The organism is Pseudomonas sp. LBUM1674, from assembly GCF_059695635.1.
The window spans coordinates 2172304-2193822 of record NZ_CP166779.1; the positions used below are offsets into that span (position 1 = coordinate 2172304).

Genomic DNA, 21519 nt, shown 5'->3' on the forward strand with positions numbered 1-21519 from the left:
GCCTGAAGCAGATGTACCGGCTCGACTGGCAGTCGCTCGTAACGGGCATGTGCCTGCTGGGGTAGGAAAGTGACGTGATTTGTCTTGCTGCACCCCCCCATCGGCGAGGGGGGAGCAGCAGGGGGGGCGGGGGTGACCTACACCCTGGGCTTGCAAGCCAGCTCAGGATCACGAAGCGAGGAAGGATTGTTTGGTTTGCCAGGTGCAGCCCAATCATGGCTTCTGATTGCATCCGCCAAAACTGTCTATGACAACAACGAGACCGAGCTGCGGACATCGGCCGCACGCATCGTTCTTCTCGACAGGGTCATGGCACAGTATTGATGCTTCAGGTCCGCGCACTGGAAGTCAGCGGACAGTTGGCGGAAGCGCATTGGATACTTGTCGAGAGCAGTACGGAAGGACTGCCGACTGCGTTTCTTGTCATCCTGACTTTCTGGCTGGCTTGGCTGTTCGCGACGTTTGGCCTCCAGGCTCCGGCAAATCCCACTGTTATCGGCGTCATGTGCATCTGCTCCATGTCGGTTGCCGCAGCGGTATTTCTGGTTGTCGACATGGCTCATCCTTACATCGGGGTGGTCCATGTTTCGGATGTCCCGTTGCGGTCTGCTCTCAAGCACATCGGTAAGTGATAGTGGTGTGAGGGCGGGGACCGGGCATTGGGGCAATCAGCGATTCTTTTCCCATTGATCATTGCTCATCGCCAGGCGAAAGCCGAGATGCGACATGGAATTCATAGGGTCCGCGCCCTGCCTGGCACTGGTTCGAAAGCTCGTGCAGTAGCTGTCGCTACATAGAAAGGATCCCCCTCGAATCACACGCTGCGGTGCGTTCGCCGTTACCCCGAGATCCGGGTCATAGCTGTCGGATGGGCCCACCGGGTTAAACACTACTTCACCCGCGGACTGACGCTTGAGCCCAACTTTAAACGCATCAGCACGATACCAATCGGCGACCCACTGCCAAACGTTCCCGGACATGTCATATAGCCCGTAAGCGTTAGGCCTGTAACTGCCTACCGGCTTGGTGCCGATCTTGAATTTATTGCTGGACCCGGTCACAGGAAACGGTTGTGCCTCATCCCAGGTGTTGGCCATCTTTTCTCCACCAGGCGAGAAATCATTCCCCCACGCATAGTTCGCTTGTTCCAGTCCGCCTCTCGCGGCGTATTCCCATTCGGCCTCGGTCGGCAGGCGCTTATGAGCCCACGCTGCATACGCCTGTGCATCCTCGCGTGAAACCTGAACAACCGGATGGGTGTCCTTGCCCTCGATTGTACTGTCAGGGCCCAACGGGTGGCGCCAATCCGCTCCCGGGACAAATGCCCACCACTGACTGAAATCGTTCAGTGGAATGGGTCTGTCTGTGCCCACGAAAACCAAGGCTCCAGGCACCATGACACTGTCGTCCGGCTCAGGAGTACCCGGTGGCAACTGCACTTTCAGATCATCCCACTCGGGTTTGCGTTCGGCGGTGGTGACGTAATGCGTTTCAGAAATGAAACGGGCGAAATCGGCATTGGTGACGTCGTAGCGGTCGATCCAATAGCCATCGAGTCGAACCTTGTGGGTCGGCCCCTCGTTGGGTCGCGCCTGCTTATGATCGCTGCCCATCAAAAATTCGCCAGCAGGAAGCCAGACCATCTCCAGGGGGCCATTTTTTCCATCACCCAGTGTCAACGGTGCTGGACCGCGAAGGTGCTGATACACAGCAAAAGTCAGCCAGGCAGACACTATCCCGACTGCGACTAACGCGATGCCCAAGCGCCGTTTCCTGATAAGCATTTGCGCTCTCCTTGTTTCAGGCTGCGACCATTGCTGAGCCTTCCTGGCATCAGGATCAGTTATAGGCGCCACGACTCTATTGTCAACGACCACTCAGGTTACGATCCGGGCGCTGAATTGGCTGGCGAGAAAGAAAAATGGTTCTACACTCCAGAGCCTGGGGTGTGGGGGTTACAGGAGCTGGCCATGGCCAATGCACACTGGAATCGACCTTCAAGGCTGCACACGCGAGTCGGTGCAGGGCTGGCATTTGCCATGCTTGTGCTTTCGTCCGCCGAGGCAGCGACTCCGCAAGTTTACGGGACGCCCGGTTCACCGAGCGCGACCACGACCATCGACGGCAGATATCTCCCGAACCCGCCCGCGGCATTCGGCGGCGTTATCAACCTCGACGCCACGACCTCGACGCCCTATTGGTCCCCGACCGTCGTCCCGCCCAAAGACGCGCCGAATATCGTGTTGATCATCACCGACGACGTCGGCTTTGGTGCGCCCAGTACGTTCGGCGGCCTCATCCCGACGCCGACCATGGATCGCGTCGCGGCAGCCGGATTGCGCTTCACGCAATTCAATTCGACGGCGCTGTGCTCGCCGACGCGTGCTGCCCTGATTACCGGACGCAATCACCATTCCGTCGGTTTCGGTGTGATCACGGAAGTTTCAACGGGTTATCCCGGCTACAACAGCGTCATTACCAAGGACAAGGTGACCATTGGCAAAATTCTCAAGGACAACGGTTACGCAACGTCGTGGTTTGGCAAAAACCACAACACCCCGTCGTTCCAGATCAGCCAGGCCGGCCCGTTCGACCAATGGCCCATCGGCATGGGCTTTGATTACTTCTTCGGGTTCATGGGGGGCGAAACCAACCAGTGGCAACCGGGCAATCTGATGCGCAACACCACGCCGATCCATCCTTACGTCGGCAAACCGGGTTGGAACCTGATCACCGCGATGGCAGATGATGCCGTCAGCTACGTCAATGAATTGAACGCGCTCGATCCGAAGAAGCCGTTCTTTCTTTATTACGCGCCCGGCGGCACCCACGCGCCGCATCACCCGACGCCCGAATGGATCGCCAAGTTCAAGGGTAAATTCGACATGGGGTGGAACGCCGCACGCGACCAGATCTTCGCCAATCAGAAGCGCCTCGGCGTCATCCCGCAGGAAGCCAAGCTCACGCCTTGGCCGGACTCTCTGAAGAATTGGGACGAACTGCCGGCGGACGAGAAGAAACTGTATGCCCACCAGATGGAGGTCTATGCGGCCTACCTCGCGTACACCGACCATGAAATCGGCCGGGTGATCCAGGCGGTGGAGGACATCGGCAAGCTCGATAACACGCTGGTTATCTACATCAGCGGCGACAACGGCGGTAGCGCAGAAGGCACACCCAATGGCACACCCAACGAGATGACCACCTTCAACGGCATCAACGTACCGGTGGGCGACCAGATGAAATACCTCGACGCCTGGGGTTCGGACCAGACCTATCCGCATATGGCCGTAGGCTGGACCTGGGCCATGGACACCCCCTTCAAGTGGACCAAGCAAGTGGCGTCACATTTTGGCGGCACGCGCCAGGGCATGGCCATTTCCTGGCCGGATCGGATCAAGGATGCCGGCGGCATCCGAAACCAGTTTCACCACGTCATTGACATCGAGCCGACGATCCTCGAAGCCACCGGCATTGACGCGCCGCTCCAGGTAGACGGCATTGCACAAAAGCCCATCGAAGGCACGAGCATGGCTTACCTCTTCGACAAGCCGAATGCCGACAAGCCGTCCACGCGCACCACGCAGTATTTCGAAATGCTCGGCCTGCGCGCGCTCTACCACGAGGGCTGGATGGCATCGACGACGCCCTACCGTGCACCTTGGGACATCACCGCGCAGCCGCCCAAGGACATCGTCAATGGCGTCAAATGGGAGCTGTACGACATCACCAAAGACTGGACGCAGAACGACGATGTCGCAGCAGCCAACCCTGCCAAACTCAAGGAACTCCAGGATTTGTTCTGGGTGGAAGCGAACAAGTATCAGGTGTTACCGCTCGACGCCTCCGGTTTCACGCGCGTCGTTGCGCAGCGCCCGAGCATCGTGGCCGGACGCACCGAGTTCAATTACCTGTCGCCAGTGACCGGCATTCTTCCAGGCAACGAGCCCAACATATTGAACAAGTCCTACGTCATTTCGGCTGACGTCACCGTTCCGCCAAGCGGCGGCGAAGGCGTGCTGGTGACGGACGGCGGCCGCTTCGGTGGTTATGCCCTCTACCTCCTGAAAGGCAAGCCGGTTTTCAGCTACAACCTTGAGGGCGTGGCGCAATTCCGTTGGGAAGGGACCGAGGCGCTTACTCCCGGAAAGCACGGCATCAGCTTCGACTTTAAATACGCTGGGCCGGGATTCGGAAAAGGCGGCACCGGCGTGCTCTCGGTGGATGGCAAGCAAGTGGCGAGCCGTACGATCCCCAACAGTGTCCCGTTCGTCTTCGGCGTGGATGAAAGTTTTGACGTCGGCTCCGACACCGGTACCCCCGTCGATGACAAGGATTACCAGGTGCCGTTCGCGTTCAACGGCTCGCTGCACAAACTCACCGTCAAGCTCGAACCGCCGCAGTTGAATGTCGCGGGCAAGGAGGCAGCCCAGAACAAGGTCGGCAACAAAGACTAAGACTGCGCGCGGGCCAACATGGACGATATGGCCCGTATCGTGAAAGCACATTTCCACCATCAAGTTTACTTGGGTAGTCAATGCAATAGACGTCTCTCAAGGAGAGCACTATGACGCACACGCTCAGACCACTGGCCGTACTGGCGACCTTCGTCGCGCTGGCTATTCCTGTGATAGCCGAGGGGCAAACCGCCACCGAAATCCCCCCGGCGATCACCACGCCCGATCGTCTTGAGACCCGTATCGGCACGCTGGAATTCAAGGATGGCGCGCCGAGCGCAAAAACCGCTCAGGACGTCTATGACACCCTGGCCTTCACCCGTGGTGTAGACGCGTTCATGAACAGTTTTTCGGGCGCCTCGGCCTATGCGGTTCGCGAGGGCTTCCACAGCATCGGAGCTGAGGACAACTCGGTGGTTATCTTCTCTGAGTTGATGGACTCCAAATCGCTCTTTCTTACCGCCAACGTCGATACGATCTATACGCTCGCGGTCCTCGACTTGACGAAGGGGCCGTTGGTGGTTGAGGTGCCACCGAAGGCGCTCGGTACGCTCAATGACATGTGGTTCGGCTGGATTATCGACATTGGCGCGCCCGGCCCTGATCGGGGCGAAGGAGGCAAATACCTGATCGTGCCGCCGGACTACGACGGTCCTCTTCCAGACAGCGGCTTCTTCGTGGGCCGATCGAAAACCAATCATGCTCTCTACGCCGTTCGTGCCTTCATGGAGAACAACGATCCAAAACCTGCTGTGGCCGAGATCAAAAAGTCGCTGAAGATCTACCCCTACACGCCGGGCGGATTTGGCACCAGCATTGCCACGGCACTCGAAGGCAACGTCAGGCTTGCGCCCAATCCACCAATACCGCCGACGAAGTTCGTTGAGGGGAGCGGCAAGTCATTCAATACAATCGCGCCTAACGATTTCTCCTATTTCGAGATGCTCGACAAGCTCGTGCAGATGGAACCGGCCACCTCTTTCAACCCGGAACTCATAGGCCAACTGGCGGCCATTGGCATCGTGAAGGGCAAACCCTTCAGCCCCGACGCCCGGATGAAGAAGATCCTCACCGACGCTGCGGCCGTGGGCAACGCGGCTGGGCGAGCGCTGAATTGGCGTGCCGCCGACTATCCGGGGTGGTCCCTTTATCCGAACTCGATGTGGGCCAACATGCTATGGCAAGGTGGCTTCGACTTCGAGACGCCGCCGCCGACGATCACCAAGGAAGGCTTGTTCAAAGCGCTGCCACCGACTGGCGCGCGGACCCTCGACTCCCGCGCGGCCTTTTACTACGGCTACACCATGGATTCGCCGGGCATGATCATGCGACTGCCCAACGTTGGCTCGCAGTACCTCATGGGCTTCACTGATGCTGAAAAAAATCCCTTCGATGGCGGCAAGACCTACAAGGTGACCCTGCCGCCGAAGATCCCCGCAGCCAAATTCTGGTCGTTCACCGTCTACGACAACCAGACGCGGTCAATGCTCCAGACGCCGCAGCGTTACCCGCGCGCAGGCAGCCAGACCTACCCTACACCAGCCGCCACAGAGAACACGGACGGGTCAACGACTATCTACTTCGGCCCTTCCAAGCCCGCAGAGGCCAAGGCAGGCAACTGGATCCAGACCACGCCCGACAAAGGGTGGTTCACACTCCTGCGCCTTTACAGCCCACTTGAATCGTTCTTTACGAAAGAGTGGCGGCCGAGCGAGGTCGAACTGGTTAAGTGAGACTGACAATCTGTTTCAGTGGATGGCGCGAAGCGCCGCCGCTGCCCGTGTCTGCTATAGGTCCAGGTTGTGTAAAAACGCATGCTCTGATTCTTACCGGATGAACGCCTGTAAATCGGTGCCCAGTTTATCGATCGCCGCTTTGAAATCCTGTGCAGTGATTTTCTGACTGGCGTTTGAAACCTGGCTGCCGAAGACTTTACGCACCACTTTGGCCACGGTCTGGTTGTTACTGGCGTCGATGAATTCGGCTTCGATGAACAGAGTGGTGTCCTGATCGCGATGGCCGCTGGCGGCGGAAACGCTACCCACGACGGCGGCAACCGGAATCACTTCATACCACTTCATGCCTTCGTTTTCGGCATTCACCCCGGTGATCGCCGCGCGCAAGATCAGCGTTTTCGAACCCTTCGGTGCTGATTTTTCGCTCGATACCACCTGGTATTTCTGCCCGAGCGTGTTTTTGGCTTTGCTGGTCATGTAGTTCTGTATTTCTTCCAGCGTCTGCCGATTCACCCGCTCGTTGGGCTGTGGCGCCGGGTAGAGTTCAAGCCGGTTGAATACCACGGTGTCGTAGGCGTCGGGATTCCAGGAGGGGCTCACCCAGCGCATGGCTGTCTCGCCGCTGGTGGTGGTGACTTGCTGCAGGTTGTTGTAGTTGGACAGGAAGCCTGAATACTGCGCCTTTTCGGTGACTTTCGAGGTACAACCGCCTAGCAGCAGGCTGGCCAGTGCAGCGCCAATGAGCAATTTTCGGGACAGGTTCATGTGATGTGTGCTCCATGGATTGAGTCGTATTTTTTCGGTAGCAGGCGTCAGAAGCGCCAGGTCATGTTTCCGGTCACGGCTTGAATCCAGGCATTGTCGAACTGACCGGAAGTTCGAGTGCCCGACGTGGATTTGGTCTGGTCCACCGGCATGTCGCCGAGCCAGACCATGGCCCAGCTGACGTTGATGTCGGTGACCTTGTTCAGCGCATAGGTGGCCCCCGTCGAAATGCGCCAGGATTCGCCCATGGGCACGGTGAACGTGCGGTTGCCGTCCGAAACGGCGCTGCTGTCATACGCGACGCCAACGTTCCACAACAGTTGCGCGGTGGCCTGGTATTGCGCGCCGAGCGCGAGTTGCCAGGTGTCCTTGAAGTGGGCGTCGACCGTGGTCGATTGGGCGCCGACCGCCGTGGTGTCGACCTGCACGGCGATATCACCGAACTCGGACCAGTCCTGCCAGTTGACCGAAGCCAGCAAGGCCCATTGCGGGTCGAGTTGCTGGAACAGGCTCAGGGTGGCGGTTTGCGGCACTGTCATGTCGAGCTGGGTGTTCAGCCCATCCAGACGCTGCAAGAGCGGGCCGTCGCCTTTGACGTCAAGCCCGTCTTCGAAGTCCAGATCGACCTTGCTGGTGTAGGCCAGGCCAATGCGGGTGCCGGGTTGCGGGGCGTAGATTACCCCGACATTCGCGCCAAACCCCCAATCGTTGTCTTTGTACTTGAACTGGCCGTCGCTGCGGTCGGTGAGGCCGAAGGGGGAGCGGTCGATCGCGGTTTGCGCTTGCAGCATGCCGTACATGGCTTTCACGCCGAGGCCCACCGACCATTGCTCGTTGAAGCGGTAAGCCACACTGGGTACAAACGACAAACCGGCGAGGCTGGCGTTCTGCGCGAAGTAGCGCCCGGACCAGTCGTTATCGTAATTGGCCGCCAACCCGAAGTCGCCGTAGTTGCCGAAACCGACGCTCCAGTGCTCATCCAATTCATGGCTGATGAAGAAGCTGCCGCCGGGAATCGGGTCGAGGGCATTGCCACTGCCGGTGCCCGTGCCGTTGGTGTCGGCATCGCGGTTGAAAGTCAGGTCGCCGTAGAGAATCTGCAATCCACCGGTGATTTGTGTGCCGGGCAGGTAGCTCATGCCCGCCGGGTTGCTGGCAATGGTCGAGGGACCCTGCGCCCGGGCGGCGGCACCGGCGTTGGCCAGGCCAGTGTTATCCGTGCCGACTTCGTAGAGCATGATGCCGCCCGCATGGGCCTGTTGGCAGCACAGCGCAAGCAGGGTCAAGGCGGGCAGGGCGGGCAGGGCGGATGTTTTTATCTGCATGGGGTCACCTCGGCAAATGTCCATCACGAACGCGGATGGCCAGCGTCAGCCACCCGCGTACTCGACTGCTTACTTGCCCATGGCTGCCCGGGCTGCTTCGATCTTGGCCTTGACCGCTTCGAGGTTGAAGCTCGCGCCTTTTTGCATCGGCGGGAACTCAACCGCTGTTTCAGCCAGTTTGACCACCTGCTGCTGCACGAACACGAAGCGCCAGAACTGGAATTTGAACCACTCGAAATATTCCAGCGAACCATTGGCCGCCATGTTTTCCGGCCAGCCGGCGCGTTCGAACGGGTCGAGACGCAGGTTGGTCAGGATCGGCATGTCCAGCGTTGTTTTCGCTCCCAGCCAGCCACCGGGCTGGTCGATGAAGCGATACTTGAAGTCATCAATGCGGACCGCCCCCAGGGTGCTTTCGCCAAAGTAGAAAATTTCATGGCGATTCGACGGGCCTTTGCCGGTGATCATCGGCGTCTGGTCATAACCATCGAGGTGCACTTTGTAAGTGGTGTCGCCCAGTTGCTTGCCCTTGAGCAGTTCGGCGGTGATGTTCGGGTTGCCGGCTGCTGCAACGAGGGTCGGGAACCAGTCCATACCGGACATGATGCCGTTGGCGATCTGGTTCGCCGGTACTTTGCCCGACCAACGAATGATCGCCGGCGCCCGGAAGCCACCTTCCATCACCGTGCCTTTGCCCATGGCAAACGGGGTGGTGCCGCCATCCGGCCAGGTAAAGTTTTCCGCACCGTTGTCAGTGGTGAAAATCACAATGGTGTTGTCATCCATGCCGTCTTTTTTCAGCTTGGCCATGACATCGCCGACGATGTCGTCAAGCTGCGCCATGCCGGCTTCCTGTTCTGACCAACCGTTTTGAGCGTTGCGCATGGCTTCGTACTTGTCGGACAGATGCGTGACAATGTGCATGCGGGTCGGGTTGAGCCAGAGGAAGAACGGTTTGTTGTCCTGCTTGGCCTTGTCCACAAAGGCAAACGCCTTGTCGCGAATTTCGTCGTCGACGGTTTTCATGCGGTCGGGATAGAGGGTGCCGGCGTCTTCGATCTTCTGTTTGCCGACCTTGCCCCAGCGTGGCATCACCGTTGAGTCATCCGTAGTCGTTGCCCAGCTGTGCACCATGTTGCGCGGCCCCACGGTCGCGAGCAGTTCCTGCGGATAGTTGGGGTGCGCCGGGTCTTCCATGGCGTCGAGGTGATAGAGGTAGCCGAAGAACTCGTCGAAACCGTGGACGGTGGGCAGGAATTCGTTCAAGTCACCCAAATGGTTTTTGCCGAACTGGCCGGTGGCGTAACCCATGGATTTGAGTGCGGTAGCGATGGTGACGGCTTCAGCCGGAATACCAATAGGAGAACCGGCCTGACCGACTGTGGTCATCCCGGTACGGATCGGCAGTTCACCGGTAATGAAGTTGGCGCGCCCGGCCGTGCAACTGGCCTCGGCGTAATAATCGGTAAAGCGCATGCCTTCGGCGGCGAGCTGGTCGAGGTTGGGGGTTCGACCGGCCATCATGCCCTGGTTGTAGACGCCGATATTGGACCAGCCAATATCGTCGCCCATGATCACTACAATATTCGGTGGTTTATCCGCCGCTTGAGCCATGCCGGGGAGAACCATTGCAGACAACAGTGCAGATGCAGCGAACGCCGTTGATAACTTTGTCCGGTTCATGTCGAGCTCCTGCGCACTAGCGAAAGTACCCTGTGAGAAGCCCCCCGACTGCTCTTGAAAATTGGATCCCCCGCGAAGAGAGTAGGTATGAATTGTGAAATATCCAGTAATTAGTTCCCCCACCTTGCGTGGTTGTTTCATGGGGTTTACAGCCTGTTCGGCGATTCAGATGGTTGGTGACATCTCACCTCGATACGTTCGCGCGGCACGGAAATTAATCCGTTGCGGTTTTACTTCTGCAGCTACGCTTAAAACCCTGACCTGATCTCTGCGGAGAGCAAGCGATGTCACACCTCTTACAGCATGTCCGGTTGTTCTCTCTCGGTTTGGTCATAGGCTTGTTTGCTGCCCCCTTATACGGGGCCCAAACCCCTGCCGTTGATGCTCCAGCGGTTCAACTGGAGCCCAAGGCGCTGGAAATCTTGAAGGCCATGAGCGCCAGGCTGGCGGGCACCCAAGGCATGAGTTTCAAGGCCATCACCACGTACGAGAAACCCAGCCGGCTGGGGCCACCCTTGGCCTATAACACCGTGGCACTCGTCAATGTGCAGCGCCCCGATCGCCTGCGCGTACTGACCTCGGGCGATGGCCCTGCGACCGAGTTCTACTACGACGGCAAGCAAGCCTATGCCTTTGAACCGAAGGAAAACCTGTTAGCCCAAGCAGAGGCACCTGCCACCATCGATGCAACCCTTGAGGCGGCTTACCAGCGCGCGGCAATCTATTTTCCCTTTACCGATGTCATCGTTGCCGATCCCTACAAGGATCTGGAAAGGGACATGCGCCTGGCGTTTTACATCGGTCAGTCCACGGTGGTCGGCGATACCACGACGGATGTGATTGCTTACGCCAATGACGTGGTGTTCGTGCAAGCCTGGATCGGCACGCAAGACAAGCTGCCGCGCATGTTGCGTGCGGTGTTTCGTGACGATCCGACCCAATCCCGGCATCAGGTCGCGTTCAGTGACTGGAAACTTGGTTCGGCGCTGTCCGCGGATTTCTTCAAGCCAGAGCACATCGAGAACGCACACAGGATTCAGTTTGCTCCGCCGCCAGACCTGCGCGCCCCGGAAGGGGTTAAAGCACCGGTCGCAAAACCTTGAGCGAGGAGGCTGAACCATGAACAGATCTACCTTGAAATTCGCCGGCCTGTTAGTCGCGGCGCTCAGCTGTAATCAAGCGGCGGCCTGGTCGCATGCTTCCAGCTTCGGGCACTCTTCAGGCGGCGGTGGCAGTTGGAGCGGAGAAAGCAATCGAGGCGGTTCGGCGTCCGGCGGTAGTGGCAGTTGGAGCGGTTCAGGCTATCGCGGCGGCTCGGCCTCGGGTAGCGGCGGTAGTTGGAGCGGCAAAGACGAAAATGGCGGCACTGCCTCCGGTGGCGAAGGTTCGTGGCATGGCACCGGAGCCGAAGGCGGTACCGCTTCCGGTGGCCAGGGGGCTTGGCACGCCCAGGGCGAATATGGCGCCACTGCCAGCGGTTACCATGCGAACGGCTATGGGGCGACCGCCTACCATCCAGCAACCTATGGCACCAGCTACTACCACCCGCCCACCGCTGTTTATGCCAGTAGCGGCTGTTACAACTGCGGTTATAACGAGGGCGTCAATCCCGCCGCCGCAGCAGCGGTAGGGGTGGTGGCCGGTACCGCTATTGCCACTGCGGCCAATCAGAATGCAAACAACAACGCCTACGGCGCGGGCTATAACGCGGGAATGACGGCCTCCGCACCGTCGACCATGCCCATGGGCACGACCTTTGTCAGCCTTCCCTCCGGATGTGGGTTGAGGACCGTTTCAGGCGCTACTTTTTATCAGTGTGGAAACTCGTGGGTGCGACCTGCCTACGGAGCCAATGGCGTTTTCTACACCGTGGTGCCGATGCCGTAGTCAAGAGGGAGTAACCACAAGACCGATTCACTGATCGTTAGCAGTTGATTCCGTCGAGAGTTAAAAATGCTGATCAATCAACCGAAGTATCTGCTGCTCAGTTGCAGCGTTTGCCTTGCACCTGTGGGGCTGGCCCTCGCGGAAGATTCTGCCGAGCTGGCCAAAAAAGCCCTCAATCCGATTGCTGCGATGTACAGCCTGCCGGTCCAGTACACCTGGGACCAGAAGATGGGGCCGACGGGCGAGGGCATGCACAGCGTCACCAATATCCAGCCGGTGTTGCCATTCGAATGGAACAATGAATGGAACCTGATTTCGCGCACGATTTTACCGGTGATCGATCAGCATGGCCTGGCCCAGAATGGCGCGGCGGACAAGTCCGGTATCGGTGACGTGACCCAAAGCTTTTTCTTCTCCCCCAAGGCACCGACGCCCAGTGGCTGGATCCTTGGGGGCGGGCCGGCGATCCTGATTCCCACCGGCAGCGACAGCCTGTTGAGCAGTCGCCAATGGGGACTGGGTCCCACGGTGGTGGCACTGAAGCAATCGAACGGCTGGACCCGAGGCATTCTGGCCAACCACATCTGGAGCCTGGACGGTGAGGGGTCAAATGGCGCGCAGAAGGTTAACCAGACATTCCTGCAACCGTTCCTGTCGTACACCACCGCCACCTACACCACCTTCGGAGTCAACACCGAGTCGGTTTACAACTGGCAAACCAGGGAGTGGGCCGTCCCGGTGAATGCGACGGTCACCCAACTTCTGAAACTGGCGGGGCAACCGTTGACGATTCAGGTCGGGCCACGCTACTGGGCCGACAGCGCGGAAGACGGCGCCCGAGGCTGGGGCGTACGAGCGGCGGTGACGTTTTTGTTCCCCAAGTGAATGCGGGGCGGTTCGCTGATTGTCCTGATTGCCCGGTCTAGCTTTGCGGAACAACTCGGGCGTCGTTCCCGGTGCCTTCGATGTAAACGTTCATGCCTTTGTTCAGCGCAGGGTTGATCGGCTGAGTCACCGATACCAGCACACCACTTCTCACCCGAACGATGATCTGTTGCGCTTCCTTGGGTTGGTCATAACGTTTTTTTTCCGCGTAGTTGCCACCGGCCGCACCGGCAAGGGCGCCGGCTACCATGGCGACATCCCGACCGGTGCCACTGCCGATCAGACTGCCGATACCGACACCGGCGAGCCCACCAAGAATGGCTCCGACGCCGCTGTCATGATTGGTCTGCATCTGTGTGAGCACGATCTGTTCGATCTTGCCCGAGCGAATCTCCGTCTCGCCGGGGCCCCCGCTGCCGGCTCCTACGGTGGCACAGGCACTGACCACCAGACTTGCCAGTACGATCGTCAGCCAGGAAAAAGTGGTTTTCATTGCCGAACTCCATCATCCAGGGAATGGGTTGATTCAAACGCATCGCATCACGTGAGAAAAAAGCCTAGCACAAGGTTTTCCAGGCACATGGACATTCCCGCGGGCTCAACAATACTCAAGGACTGGCTCACCCCCGTCAGTACCTCCGTCAAGCCGTGCCACTCTCAGGAGATCGGATCAATGAACATACGCCTTCAATGCTGGCGCGTAGTGCCAGCCATGAAGGATGTACGTCCGGGTAAACGAACGCTGATTTTGCGCGCGGCGATTACCGGGGTAACGGCCACCAGCGAGGGCATGCGTTGGTATGAAATTGTGCCGGTGGCGGCAGTGGTCGGGGCGACCGAGGCGGCGACGGGGCATCGTGATCAGAACACCGAGATGTTTATCGAGGCCGAGTTTATCGATGCCGCTTCCGGGTTACCGGTGCTCAAAGTGGTGCGCAAGGTCTTTGGCGAGACCTTGAAGAACGCCAGTCAGCCCATCACCGCCGAGGATTTCAAGGCGGCGATCAGAGGCATGACCAGCGATATGCGCACGCTCATGATGTAGAAAATTTGCGCGGGTCAGCGTCTGCTCCAGCGAGCAGACGCTGTGCCGAACCTTAGCTGATCTTGCGCAACGAACCCTGCCAATATTTTTCCCGCACTTGCCGGCGCAACACTTTGCCGACCACCGACGTCGGCATTTCATCGACAAACACCAGCGACTTCGGCGCCTTGTAGCCGCCCAGTCGAGTGCGCGTCTGGGCAATCAACTCTTCTGAAGTTACCGTTTCACCCTGACGCAGGACCACCTCGGCGTGCACCGCTTCGCCCCATTCCGGGTGCGGAATGCCGACCACTGCTGCCATCAGCACCGACGGGTGCGCCGCCAGCGCGGCCTCGACTTCCACTGCATAGACATTGAAACCGCCGCTGATGATCATGTCCTTGAGCCGGTCAACGATGTATAGGTAGCCATCGCCGTCGATGTACCCCAGATCGCCGGACTTCCACGCGCCGTCGGCGAATTCCGCCGCCGTCGCTTCCGGGTTCTCGTAGTAACCCTTGATGATCGCTTTGCAGCGAATTCGGATTTCACCGGTTTCGCCAACGGCGAGCGGGTTACCGTCGGGGTCGGCGATGAACACTTCGACACCGGGGGTAGGGCGGCCGGCCGATGACAAATGCTGCAACGCAGCGGTATCGCCGGGTTGGTGAGCAGCCTTGTCCAGCGATGCGATGATCATCGGCGCTTCGGTGGCGGCGTAGCCCTGGACGAAAATCTGCCCGAAACACGCGACCAGTTCGCCGAGCTTGTCCGGGCTCATGGGCGCGGCGCCGTAGATCAGCGTGGTCAGGGACGAGAAATCCTTCGGGTCAGCGCGCTGCAATTCCAGCAAGCGGTACAGCACAGTTGGCACCAGGAACGAATGGGTGACACGCTCGCTTTCGACGATCTGCCGCCAGCTTTCCATGTCCAGCTGGTTCAGGGTGATGTTGGTGCCACCGCCGTAGACCGTGGGGAAGAACAGCATAATCGTGCCGTGGGACAACGGCGATACATGCAGCAGTCGGGTGGCGCTGGACAGCCCCAGATCGGTGTTGATGAACGCCGCATCGCGACAGGCCATCCAGTTGTCGATGGAGTACATCGCGCACTTGCCCTTGCCGGTGGTGCCACCGGTGAAGCGCAACATGCAGATGTGTTGGTCGGTATCGAGGGTCACGTCGTTGTCGAGATCGGACGCGGCCTCCACCAACGGCCAGAAACTGTGCACGCCGGGGAGGGCGGCTTGCTCGGCAGTGGGCGGGTCCATCACCACGATGTCGCAACCGCGACTGCGCAGCATGCCGTAGTAGCTGTCCAGCAGGCGGGTTTCGAGAAACACCAGCCGGGGTTTGACCAGGTCGATTTGCCGTGCGTGCTCGTCGAGCGGGTCGCGCAGGTTGGTCATGACCACCGTGCCTTCCTGCTTGAAGGTGCTGGGAAACATCATCAGGCTCAGGTTGTCGTTTTCCAGGATCAGCATGAAACGTTCGCCCGTGCGTACTTGCAGCGTGGTGCGCAGGACGTCGGCGATACGGTTGGTCAGCAGGTGGTATTGCTCGTAGGTGAAACGCCGATTGCGCTCGACGTTGACGATCGCCTCCTGGTCGCGATGACGCAGCGCGAGCAAGCGCATGACCCGGCAAAAATTCATTTTCATGGTGGATGCTCTAATGGCTCAAGAAGATCGCAATGCGGATTACCGGGCGCGCATACGCGACGCGGCATCGAGGCGGATGGTTTCGCCGTTGATGTAGGCGTTCTCGATCAGGAAGGCGCAGCAATGGGCACGTGGCACTCATCAACTGGTCGCGGCGCGCTACACCTTCCGCCGTCTGTTCCTCGCCGGCCTCACCGCACTGCTGGCGGATGCCGTGGGTTTTGCGGTGTTGATGCTGATCGACATTCCGGTGATCCAGGACCTGGCGATCACCGCCAGCATCGGCGTCGCGGTGCTGATTTTTACCAACCTGGTGCTGCTGCCGGTGTTGCTGTCTTATTGGGGGGTGAGTCGCAAAGCGGCCGAGCGTAGCCTGCGTGCAGAGAATCAAGAGCTGCGCGGCAAAGGCATGGGCGCGCTCTGGAGTTTCCTGGACAAGTTCACCGAGCGTCGTTGGGCGACAATCGCTGTAACGGTGGCGGGCCTGTTGGCGGTGGGTGGGGTTGTTGTCAGCCATCATCTGAAGATCGGCGACCTCGATCCCGGTGCTCCGGAACTGCGCTCCGACTCGCGTTATAACCGCGATAACGCCTACATCACCGCCAATTATTCGCTGTCCAGCGACCAGTTCGCGATCATGCTCAAGACCCCCAGCGAAGGCTGCCTGAAATACGAAACCCTGGTGGAAGCCGATCGCCTGGGCTGGCTATTGCAGCAGCAACCCGGCGTGCAAACCACGGTGTCGCTGGTCAATGCAGTGCGGCAGATCACTGCCGGCTCCTACGAAGGCAACCCGAAGTGGCTGACCATCGCGCGCAACCAGAACGTGCTGAATTACGGTGCGCAGCAGGCTTCGGTCAGCAGTCCCGATCTGTTCAACAACGATTGTTCGATGATGCCGATTGTGGCGTACCTGTCCGATCACAAGGCCGAAACCCTCGACCGCGTGGTGCAAGTGGCCGAAACCTTTGCCCGCGAACATAGCAACGGCGAACGCCAGTTCATGCTCGCCGCCGGCAGTGCCGGGATCGAAGCGGCGACCAACATCGTTGTGCGGGATGCCAATCGGACTATGTTGTTGTACGTGTACGGCGCCGTGATCGTGCTGTGTTTCATCACTTTTCGCAGTTGGCGTGCAGTGGTCGTGGCGGTAGTGCCGTTGGTGCTGACCTCGATTCTTTGCGAAGCGTTGATGGTCTGGCTGGGTATGGGGGTGAAAGTCGCCACGTTGCCGGTGATCGCCCTCGGTGTGGGGATTGGCGTGGATTACGCGCTGTACCTGCTGAGCGTGCAATTGGCGCAGCAACGTGCCGGGTTGTCTTTGACCGAGGCCTATCGCAACGCCGTGGCGTTTACCGGCAAAGTCGTGGCATTGGTCGGCATCACCCTGGCCGCTGGCGTGATTACCTGGGCCTGGTCGCCGATCAAGTTCCAGGCCGACATGGGCATCCTGCTGACGTTCATGTTTATCTGGAACATGGTCGGGGCGTTGGTGCTGATCCCGGCGCTGTCTCATTTCCTTTTAAAAGACGGTCAGATAAATCGTTGCCTTCGAGGCTGAATGTGTGCTTTTTGACGATTTGCTGCCTGTAGCGAAGGGCAGCAAACCCAAAGCGGTCAGTCGTGACAATCCGCAATTGACCCGCTCCGGCCATGCAGTGCCCGCCAAAAGGAGATACCCGCGTGTCTTGGTTCCGAGCATAACGATGTCTTCGGTTAGGCGAATTTGATGTGTTGACCGCCCCCATCCTCGACTAATTGATCAACGAATGATCTCGGACAGCGCTTGGCGCATCGGCTCGCCGGAGACATGGACGAGGCCGGAGGAGGGCGAGTCCAGCTCCAGAATCATTATGATGCCTCCCGAAACCGCAACCGAACAGAGGCAGAACACGGCGATAGTCGTGGCATGGCGAGGTGCGAACAAGCCGAAGCTGGCAAAAACAAGGCTAAGCCAAAAGATCAGCAGGATCAGGAACGGAATCGGAATGTTGCTGGCACGCTGTTCCGCTAGCAGCCAGCGCGCCTGTAACACATCGTCCGAAAGCGTGAGTGCCTGCGAGCGCAGCCAGCGCTGTCTCGGATCAGTCGGCACAAGCAATAGAATCGATTCTTGTGTCGCCTCCATCATCCGGACAGTCGCTTCGGTTGACTGTGATGGTTCCCCTGCCGCTGGGAACAACTCCTGCATTTTCACCCTCGCGTAGTTGCGCAGCTTAACGCGGGCATCCTCCGCCTCTGGCCCGTAACGCTGCATCACGCGGTTGATGCGGACGATGTCGACGGCGATCCTGGATACTTCATTCGACCGTGTCGAGAACGAACTGTTCGCCGTCGAGATCATCAGGCCGATCACCAAGGCCGAAAGCGTGCCGACAATCGCCGCCGAAACGGAAATCGCATTGCGCGACTCATTGCTGAGGTGATGCTCGGGCAGAGCCCGCGCAGCAAAGATGCCAATAAGAGCGCCACCGAAGATAGCGACGAAGGCGATCAGTCCGACAGCGAAATGGTTCATGAGAGAAAACTACGCATCGCATCACCTTGGCATTCCTGCCGTCGTCGGGAACGCTCGCGCCGGATGCGAGTAACGCACCCGCCATGGCAAGCAGCTAGTTCGAACTGCGGCGAGCGGCGCGCTCAAATCTTTTGCTGCTCTGGTGGAGTGTAGTGCGATTTCAGCGACAAACCTTCCATGTCCGCTTCCTGGTCGATTGTGTCGTGACGAAGATTTGGAAATCTGATGAAGGGGATGAGACAGGCTGAGCAGGTGAGCTAAAGTTTTCTTGTTCGTCTCGCCTGATCCACGTTGCTGCGTTGATGTCCGCGCCGATACTGGGCTCGACATCGGCTCAGTGATTTTGTTTCTAAAGGGGCATGGAGTGATACACGCTGTGCCTCTTATTGCGGGGGGACATCGTTGGCGGAAAAAAGAAAAGCTAAGTCGTATGTGGCCTGATTTGCTTAAAAGCCGTATCACCCCCTCCTATGCTCGCTCCATTATTGGTGCTGCGACCGGTCATCAAACGTCGATCAACGCACCAATGCTAGAAATAGTTCGGCGAATTTCTTCTGGTGAGCGACGTAGTCGTCCTACTGATCAAGTCTGTGATTTCTCGGATGATCTACTCCCTTTTAGATCCCAATACCTGACTGAATGCAGCATCGATTCTGAACGCAAAGATTGACTCTCAACCTCCAGATCATGTCCTGAATTTTGCACACAAGAAGGAAGTCCTATGACATATCCGATAGCACTCCACCAACGCCGAGGGCTGAAGTTTCTGTTGGCTCTCGTCCTTTGCCTGCCGCTGTTTGCCTTGGCCGCCGAGCCATTACCCTCGTGGAACGACGGTTCGGCGAAAAAGAATATCATCGAGTTCGTCCAGGCTGTCACAGATCAAAGCAGCAAGGACTTCGTCAAACCCGAGGACCGCGTCGCGGTGTTCGATAATGACGGCACCTTGTGGAGCGAGCAGCCGATGTACTTCGAGTTTTTGTTTGCTCTCGAAGAGGTCAAGCGCACGGCGCCGCAACACCCGGAATGGAAAACCACCCAGCCGTTCCAGGCCGTTCTGGAGAACGATCACAAAGCTCTGGCCGCTTCGGGCATGGAGGGCTTCATGAAAATCTTCGGCGCTACCCACACCGGCATGACCACCGAAGCCTTCGACGACTACGCAAAAACCTGGCTGAGCCAGGCCAAGCATCCGAAGACCGGTAAGCCTTACACCGAAATGATCTTCCAGCCAATGCTGGAAGTGCTCGACTACCTGCGCAGCCAGGACTTCAAGACCTACATCGTCTCAGGAGGCGATACCGCGTTCATGCGTGCCTTCGCCGAGAAGGTCTACGGCATCCCGCCGGAACAAGTGATCGGCACCACGTTTGTCACAGCATTCCAGTACAAGGATGGCAAAGCTTCCATCGTGCGCAGCCCGAAACTAGCCCATAACGATGACGGCCCGGGCAAACCGGAAAGCATCGACGCGGTCATCGGCAGGCGACCGATCTTCGCGTTCGGCAATTCCGATGGCGACCTGCAAATGTTGCAATGGACTGCAGCAGGGCCGGGTAAACGATTCATGGGGCTGGTGCACCACACCGACGCCAAACGCGAGTGGGCCTATGACCGCAACTCCGACATCGGTCGTCTGGATAAAGCGCTGGACGAAGCAAACAGCCGTGGCTGGACTGTTGTGGACATGGCGGCCGAATGGCGCCGGATCTATCCATTCGATGCCACAACTACCGACCAAGTGAAGTAAACAAGGCAATTTATCCTGTCGGGTTCCCCCGGTGTCAGGACGATTACTCGCCCCGTCAGAGTAGGGTCTATTTCTGCATTTTCTGACGCTACGGCGTCCACCTCTACGACCTCAACCTGACAGACAAAGTGCTTAGTGTATAAAAATTTCCGTTTTCTATATTCGCCCCAGACTGGCCAGGGGACTACGATTCCGGTCGATTACGCCAACGCAGCTTTGGCGCATGGGTTTGGCTGGTGATGCTGTATGGCGGTGTTGCTGCATGGGTGCTCGTGGCGGCGAACTGCTTGGTCTTTCGTTCGAGCAAAGCCGTTCATTTTCAGCAGTGACTGTAATCCGAAGGACTGCTATTGGCCGATTCTGTTGAAAAAGTCGGAATTTCAGCTCGCCTGAACTCAGGCATGCCAACCACTGGAGAGCCTACTCACTACGTTGAGTGGTTTCTCGGCTCTTTGTTGACCTTTGCTGCTCTGTTATTGGGTTGGTTTGAGGTTTTTTTGCTTAGTGCAGACGCACCTATCCCGTGACTGGTGGCCCTTGAGATGTAAATTTGGCCAGCCGTCGCAGGTTCTGTACCGCAGCGGCCAGAGTGAATTCATCAGTCGCGCCACTCATGCCACGTAGTCGCAAGCGATCCAATTTCAGGATGCGCTTGAGGTGGGCAAACAACATTTCGACCTTTTTACGTTCGTGGCGAGAGCGCACGTACTGCGCCGTCGTTGAAGGCTCGCCATTCGCTGCGCAATGCGTTGCCGGCCGGGCAGCGGTATTCCTCAGTCTCTTCATTCCAGTGGAAATCGTTGCTCGAGAAACTGTCGTTCTTGCGCTCGGATTTGTCCCACACCGGCACATGCGGCTCGATGTCTTTTTCCTCCACCATCCAGGCCAGCATCGGCGCGGTGCCGTAAGCCGTGTCGCCAATCAGGCGTTCCGGCTTGATGTCGAACTGCGCTTCGACACGGTCAATCATGGTCTTGGTACTCTCGACCTCGGCCGTGCGATGAGCCGGTATGGGGTCCACATCCACGATGACGCCGTGCTCGGTATCGATCAGATAGTTCGTGGAATAGGCGAAGAACGCTGGGCCTCCCGGAACAGCGGTCCAGCGGGCTTGAGGATCAGTCAGCGATAGGCGCTTCGGTAGCGTTTCGGCCAGGGCCTCCTAATCGAGTGCCTCAAGGTACTCACGCACGGCGCGGGTGCTCAGGGACGGATCGCTCCAGTTGACCGGTTCATCACCCGGTACGCCGCGCTGCCGACTCGCATCCGCTTTGATGATGCTGGCGTCCACGGCAAAGCCTTCGCCCTTGACCAGACCTGCGTCCATGCAGCGACGCAGCACTGCCTGTCGCGACGGGCAGCAATCGAACCTGCATAACCCGGCGTTTGCTGTTGACGCAGAACACTTCTTTGCGCGCTCAAATGCTGCCCAAGCATCAACGCGAACAGGTCACCCGGCTGTCCTTTTAAAACTAGGGCGCTAAAACATATTCATGAAAAATCTGCGGCCCATGCTGATCATCGATTCTGCTGGTAAATCCCCTATTCATTGCCAAGTCGTGCATCGCCTCGTTACCTGACGAATCCATTGACGAGATTTTGCTGAAGCCTGGCGAGTGGCGGTGTCCATCAAATGTTGTAACAGCGCAGTGGCGACCCCCCTTCGTTGTCAGCGGTCGCGAACAGCAACGGCGAAAACTCGCAATGAGCATCGCCTTCGTACGCCCCGTAACGCGCGGTACCGATTTCAATGAGCTGGCTGCCTTCGTATCGGTTTCATCCTTGAAACGTGTGGTGATGCTTGCGTCATAAGACCTGCGATGAACTCC

General features: G+C 58.5%; 15 protein-coding genes and 3 pseudogenes. 10 read left to right on the forward strand and 8 right to left on the reverse strand.

The genetic code is table 11. The annotated features are described in order from the left end of the window. The first annotated feature begins 132 nt into the window (after nt 1-132). Nucleotides 133-324 carry a hypothetical protein gene (locus ACA067_RS10285; protein WP_497461643.1) on the forward strand — a complete coding sequence of 64 codons (192 nt, stop codon included), beginning with the start codon at nt 133-135 and terminating at the stop codon, nt 322-324. Beyond that, nucleotides 324-632 (forward strand): bestrophin-like domain, encoded by a 309-nt coding sequence (locus tag ACA067_RS10290; RefSeq protein WP_497461644.1) that lies wholly within the window; start codon nt 324-326, stop codon nt 630-632. Before ACA067_RS10285 ends, ACA067_RS10290 begins: the two co-directional genes overlap by 1 nt. 36 nt (nt 633-668) lie before the next feature. Here ACA067_RS10290 and ACA067_RS10295 read toward each other — a convergent pair whose 3' ends face one another. After that, entirely contained in the window at nt 669-1784 is a 1116-nt protein-coding gene (locus ACA067_RS10295) for a formylglycine-generating enzyme family protein (protein ID WP_497461645.1), read from the reverse strand. A 186-nt stretch (nt 1785-1970) separates the two neighbouring features. Between ACA067_RS10295 and ACA067_RS10300 the strand changes: the two genes are divergently transcribed. Further along, complete coding sequence (locus ACA067_RS10300; RefSeq protein ID WP_497461646.1) at nt 1971-4457, forward strand: arylsulfatase; 2487 nt, start codon at nt 1971-1973, stop codon at nt 4455-4457. Between the two features lie 110 nt (nt 4458-4567). Then, nucleotides 4568-6190, forward strand: a complete 1623-nt coding sequence (locus ACA067_RS10305; protein WP_497461647.1) for a DUF1254 domain-containing protein — start codon at nt 4568-4570, stop codon at nt 6188-6190. 93 nt (nt 6191-6283) lie between these two features. Here the strand turns inward: ACA067_RS10305 and ACA067_RS10310 are convergent, their stop codons facing one another. The 3 genes from ACA067_RS10310 to ACA067_RS10320 form a co-directional block, all read right to left on the reverse strand. Continuing rightward, entirely contained in the window at nt 6284-6958 is a 675-nt protein-coding gene (locus ACA067_RS10310; RefSeq protein WP_497461648.1) for a DUF3313 domain-containing protein, read from the reverse strand. Nucleotides 6959-7005: 47 nt separating this feature from the next. Then, on the reverse strand, nt 7006-8283 hold the full coding sequence (locus ACA067_RS10315) for an OmpP1/FadL family transporter (protein WP_497461649.1): 1278 nt from the start codon (nt 8281-8283) through the stop codon (nt 7006-7008). A 69-nt stretch (nt 8284-8352) separates the two neighbouring features. Then, a complete protein-coding gene (locus ACA067_RS10320; protein WP_497461650.1) occupies nt 8353-9966 on the reverse strand; it encodes an arylsulfatase in 1614 nt (537 codons plus the stop codon). 284 nt (nt 9967-10250) lie between these two features. On the opposite strand from ACA067_RS10320, the gene ACA067_RS10325 reads away from it, so the two are divergent. The 3 genes from ACA067_RS10325 (at nt 10251) to ACA067_RS10335 (ending at nt 12738) form a co-directional block, all read left to right on the forward strand. Further along, nucleotides 10251-11069 carry a DUF2092 domain-containing protein gene (locus ACA067_RS10325; protein WP_497461651.1) on the forward strand — a complete coding sequence of 273 codons (819 nt, stop codon included), beginning with the start codon at nt 10251-10253 and terminating at the stop codon, nt 11067-11069. 16 nt (nt 11070-11085) lie between these two features. Next, the gene (locus ACA067_RS10330; RefSeq protein ID WP_497461652.1) at nt 11086-11853 is read left to right on the forward strand and encodes a hypothetical protein; all 768 of its coding nucleotides are present in this window, start codon (nt 11086-11088) and stop codon (nt 11851-11853) included. A gap of 66 nt (nt 11854-11919) precedes the next feature. Further along, nucleotides 11920-12738: a transporter gene (locus ACA067_RS10335; protein ID WP_497461653.1), complete on the forward strand. Its 819-nt coding sequence runs from the start codon at nt 11920-11922 to the stop codon at nt 12736-12738. A 37-nt stretch (nt 12739-12775) separates the two neighbouring features. Here ACA067_RS10335 and ACA067_RS10340 read toward each other — a convergent pair whose 3' ends face one another. Then, nucleotides 12776-13231: a glycine zipper 2TM domain-containing protein gene (locus ACA067_RS10340; RefSeq protein WP_497461654.1), complete on the reverse strand. Its 456-nt coding sequence runs from the start codon at nt 13229-13231 to the stop codon at nt 12776-12778. A gap of 195 nt (nt 13232-13426) precedes the next feature. Between ACA067_RS10340 and ACA067_RS10345 the strand changes: the two are divergent. Further along, a pseudogene (locus ACA067_RS10345) lies at nt 13427-13783 on the forward strand (DUF3313 domain-containing protein); the annotation flags it as partial. Between the two features lie 52 nt (nt 13784-13835). On the opposite strand, the gene ACA067_RS10350 reads toward ACA067_RS10345, so the two are convergent. Further along, a complete protein-coding gene (locus ACA067_RS10350; protein ID WP_497461655.1) occupies nt 13836-15422 on the reverse strand; it encodes a class I adenylate-forming enzyme family protein in 1587 nt (528 codons plus the stop codon). A gap of 118 nt (nt 15423-15540) precedes the next feature. Here ACA067_RS10350 and ACA067_RS10355 point away from each other — a divergent pair. Beyond that, nucleotides 15541-16983: pseudogene (locus ACA067_RS10355) on the forward strand (efflux RND transporter permease subunit); the annotation flags it as partial. Nucleotides 16984-17184: 201 nt separating this feature from the next. Here the strand turns inward: ACA067_RS10355 and ACA067_RS10360 are convergent. After that, nucleotides 17185-17940 (reverse strand): bestrophin-like domain, encoded by a 756-nt coding sequence (locus ACA067_RS10360; RefSeq protein ID WP_497461656.1) that lies wholly within the window; start codon nt 17938-17940, stop codon nt 17185-17187. 721 nt (nt 17941-18661) lie between these two features. On the opposite strand from ACA067_RS10360, the gene ACA067_RS10365 reads away from it, so the two are divergent. Next, complete coding sequence (locus tag ACA067_RS10365) at nt 18662-19690, forward strand: HAD family hydrolase (protein ID WP_497461657.1); 1029 nt, start codon at nt 18662-18664, stop codon at nt 19688-19690. Between the two features lie 516 nt (nt 19691-20206). Here ACA067_RS10365 and ACA067_RS10370 read toward each other — a convergent pair. Further along, nucleotides 20207-21032, reverse strand: a pseudogene (locus ACA067_RS10370) (transposase); the annotation flags it as partial. Nucleotides 21033-21519: the final 487 nt, after the last annotated feature.

Excerpts from the sequence above, each read along its gene's own strand:
- ACA067_RS10315 (WP_497461649.1), bottom strand. The coding sequence starts at position 8,283 with ATGCAGATAAAAACATCCGCCCTGCCCGCCCTGCCCGCCTTGACCCTG.
- ACA067_RS10310 (WP_497461648.1), bottom strand. The coding sequence starts at position 6,958 with ATGAACCTGTCCCGAAAATTGCTCATTGGCGCTGCACTGGCCAGCCTG.
- ACA067_RS10335 (WP_497461653.1), top strand. The coding sequence starts at position 11,920 with ATGCTGATCAATCAACCGAAGTATCTGCTGCTCAGTTGCAGCGTTTGC.
- ACA067_RS10290 (WP_497461644.1), top strand. The coding sequence starts at position 324 with ATGCTTCAGGTCCGCGCACTGGAAGTCAGCGGACAGTTGGCGGAAGCG.
- ACA067_RS10325 (WP_497461651.1), top strand. The coding sequence starts at position 10,251 with ATGTCACACCTCTTACAGCATGTCCGGTTGTTCTCTCTCGGTTTGGTC.
- ACA067_RS10300 (WP_497461646.1), top strand. The coding sequence starts at position 1,971 with ATGGCCAATGCACACTGGAATCGACCTTCAAGGCTGCACACGCGAGTC.
- ACA067_RS10305 (WP_497461647.1), top strand. The coding sequence starts at position 4,568 with ATGACGCACACGCTCAGACCACTGGCCGTACTGGCGACCTTCGTCGCG.
- ACA067_RS10365 (WP_497461657.1), top strand. The coding sequence starts at position 18,662 with ATGACATATCCGATAGCACTCCACCAACGCCGAGGGCTGAAGTTTCTG.
- ACA067_RS10340 (WP_497461654.1), bottom strand. The coding sequence starts at position 13,231 with ATGAAAACCACTTTTTCCTGGCTGACGATCGTACTGGCAAGTCTGGTG.
- ACA067_RS10295 (WP_497461645.1), bottom strand. The coding sequence starts at position 1,784 with ATGCTTATCAGGAAACGGCGCTTGGGCATCGCGTTAGTCGCAGTCGGG.
- ACA067_RS10320 (WP_497461650.1), bottom strand. The coding sequence starts at position 9,966 with ATGAACCGGACAAAGTTATCAACGGCGTTCGCTGCATCTGCACTGTTG.
- ACA067_RS10330 (WP_497461652.1), top strand. The coding sequence starts at position 11,086 with ATGAACAGATCTACCTTGAAATTCGCCGGCCTGTTAGTCGCGGCGCTC.
- ACA067_RS10360 (WP_497461656.1), bottom strand. The coding sequence starts at position 17,940 with ATGAACCATTTCGCTGTCGGACTGATCGCCTTCGTCGCTATCTTCGGT.
- ACA067_RS10350 (WP_497461655.1), bottom strand. The coding sequence starts at position 15,422 with ATGAAAATGAATTTTTGCCGGGTCATGCGCTTGCTCGCGCTGCGTCAT.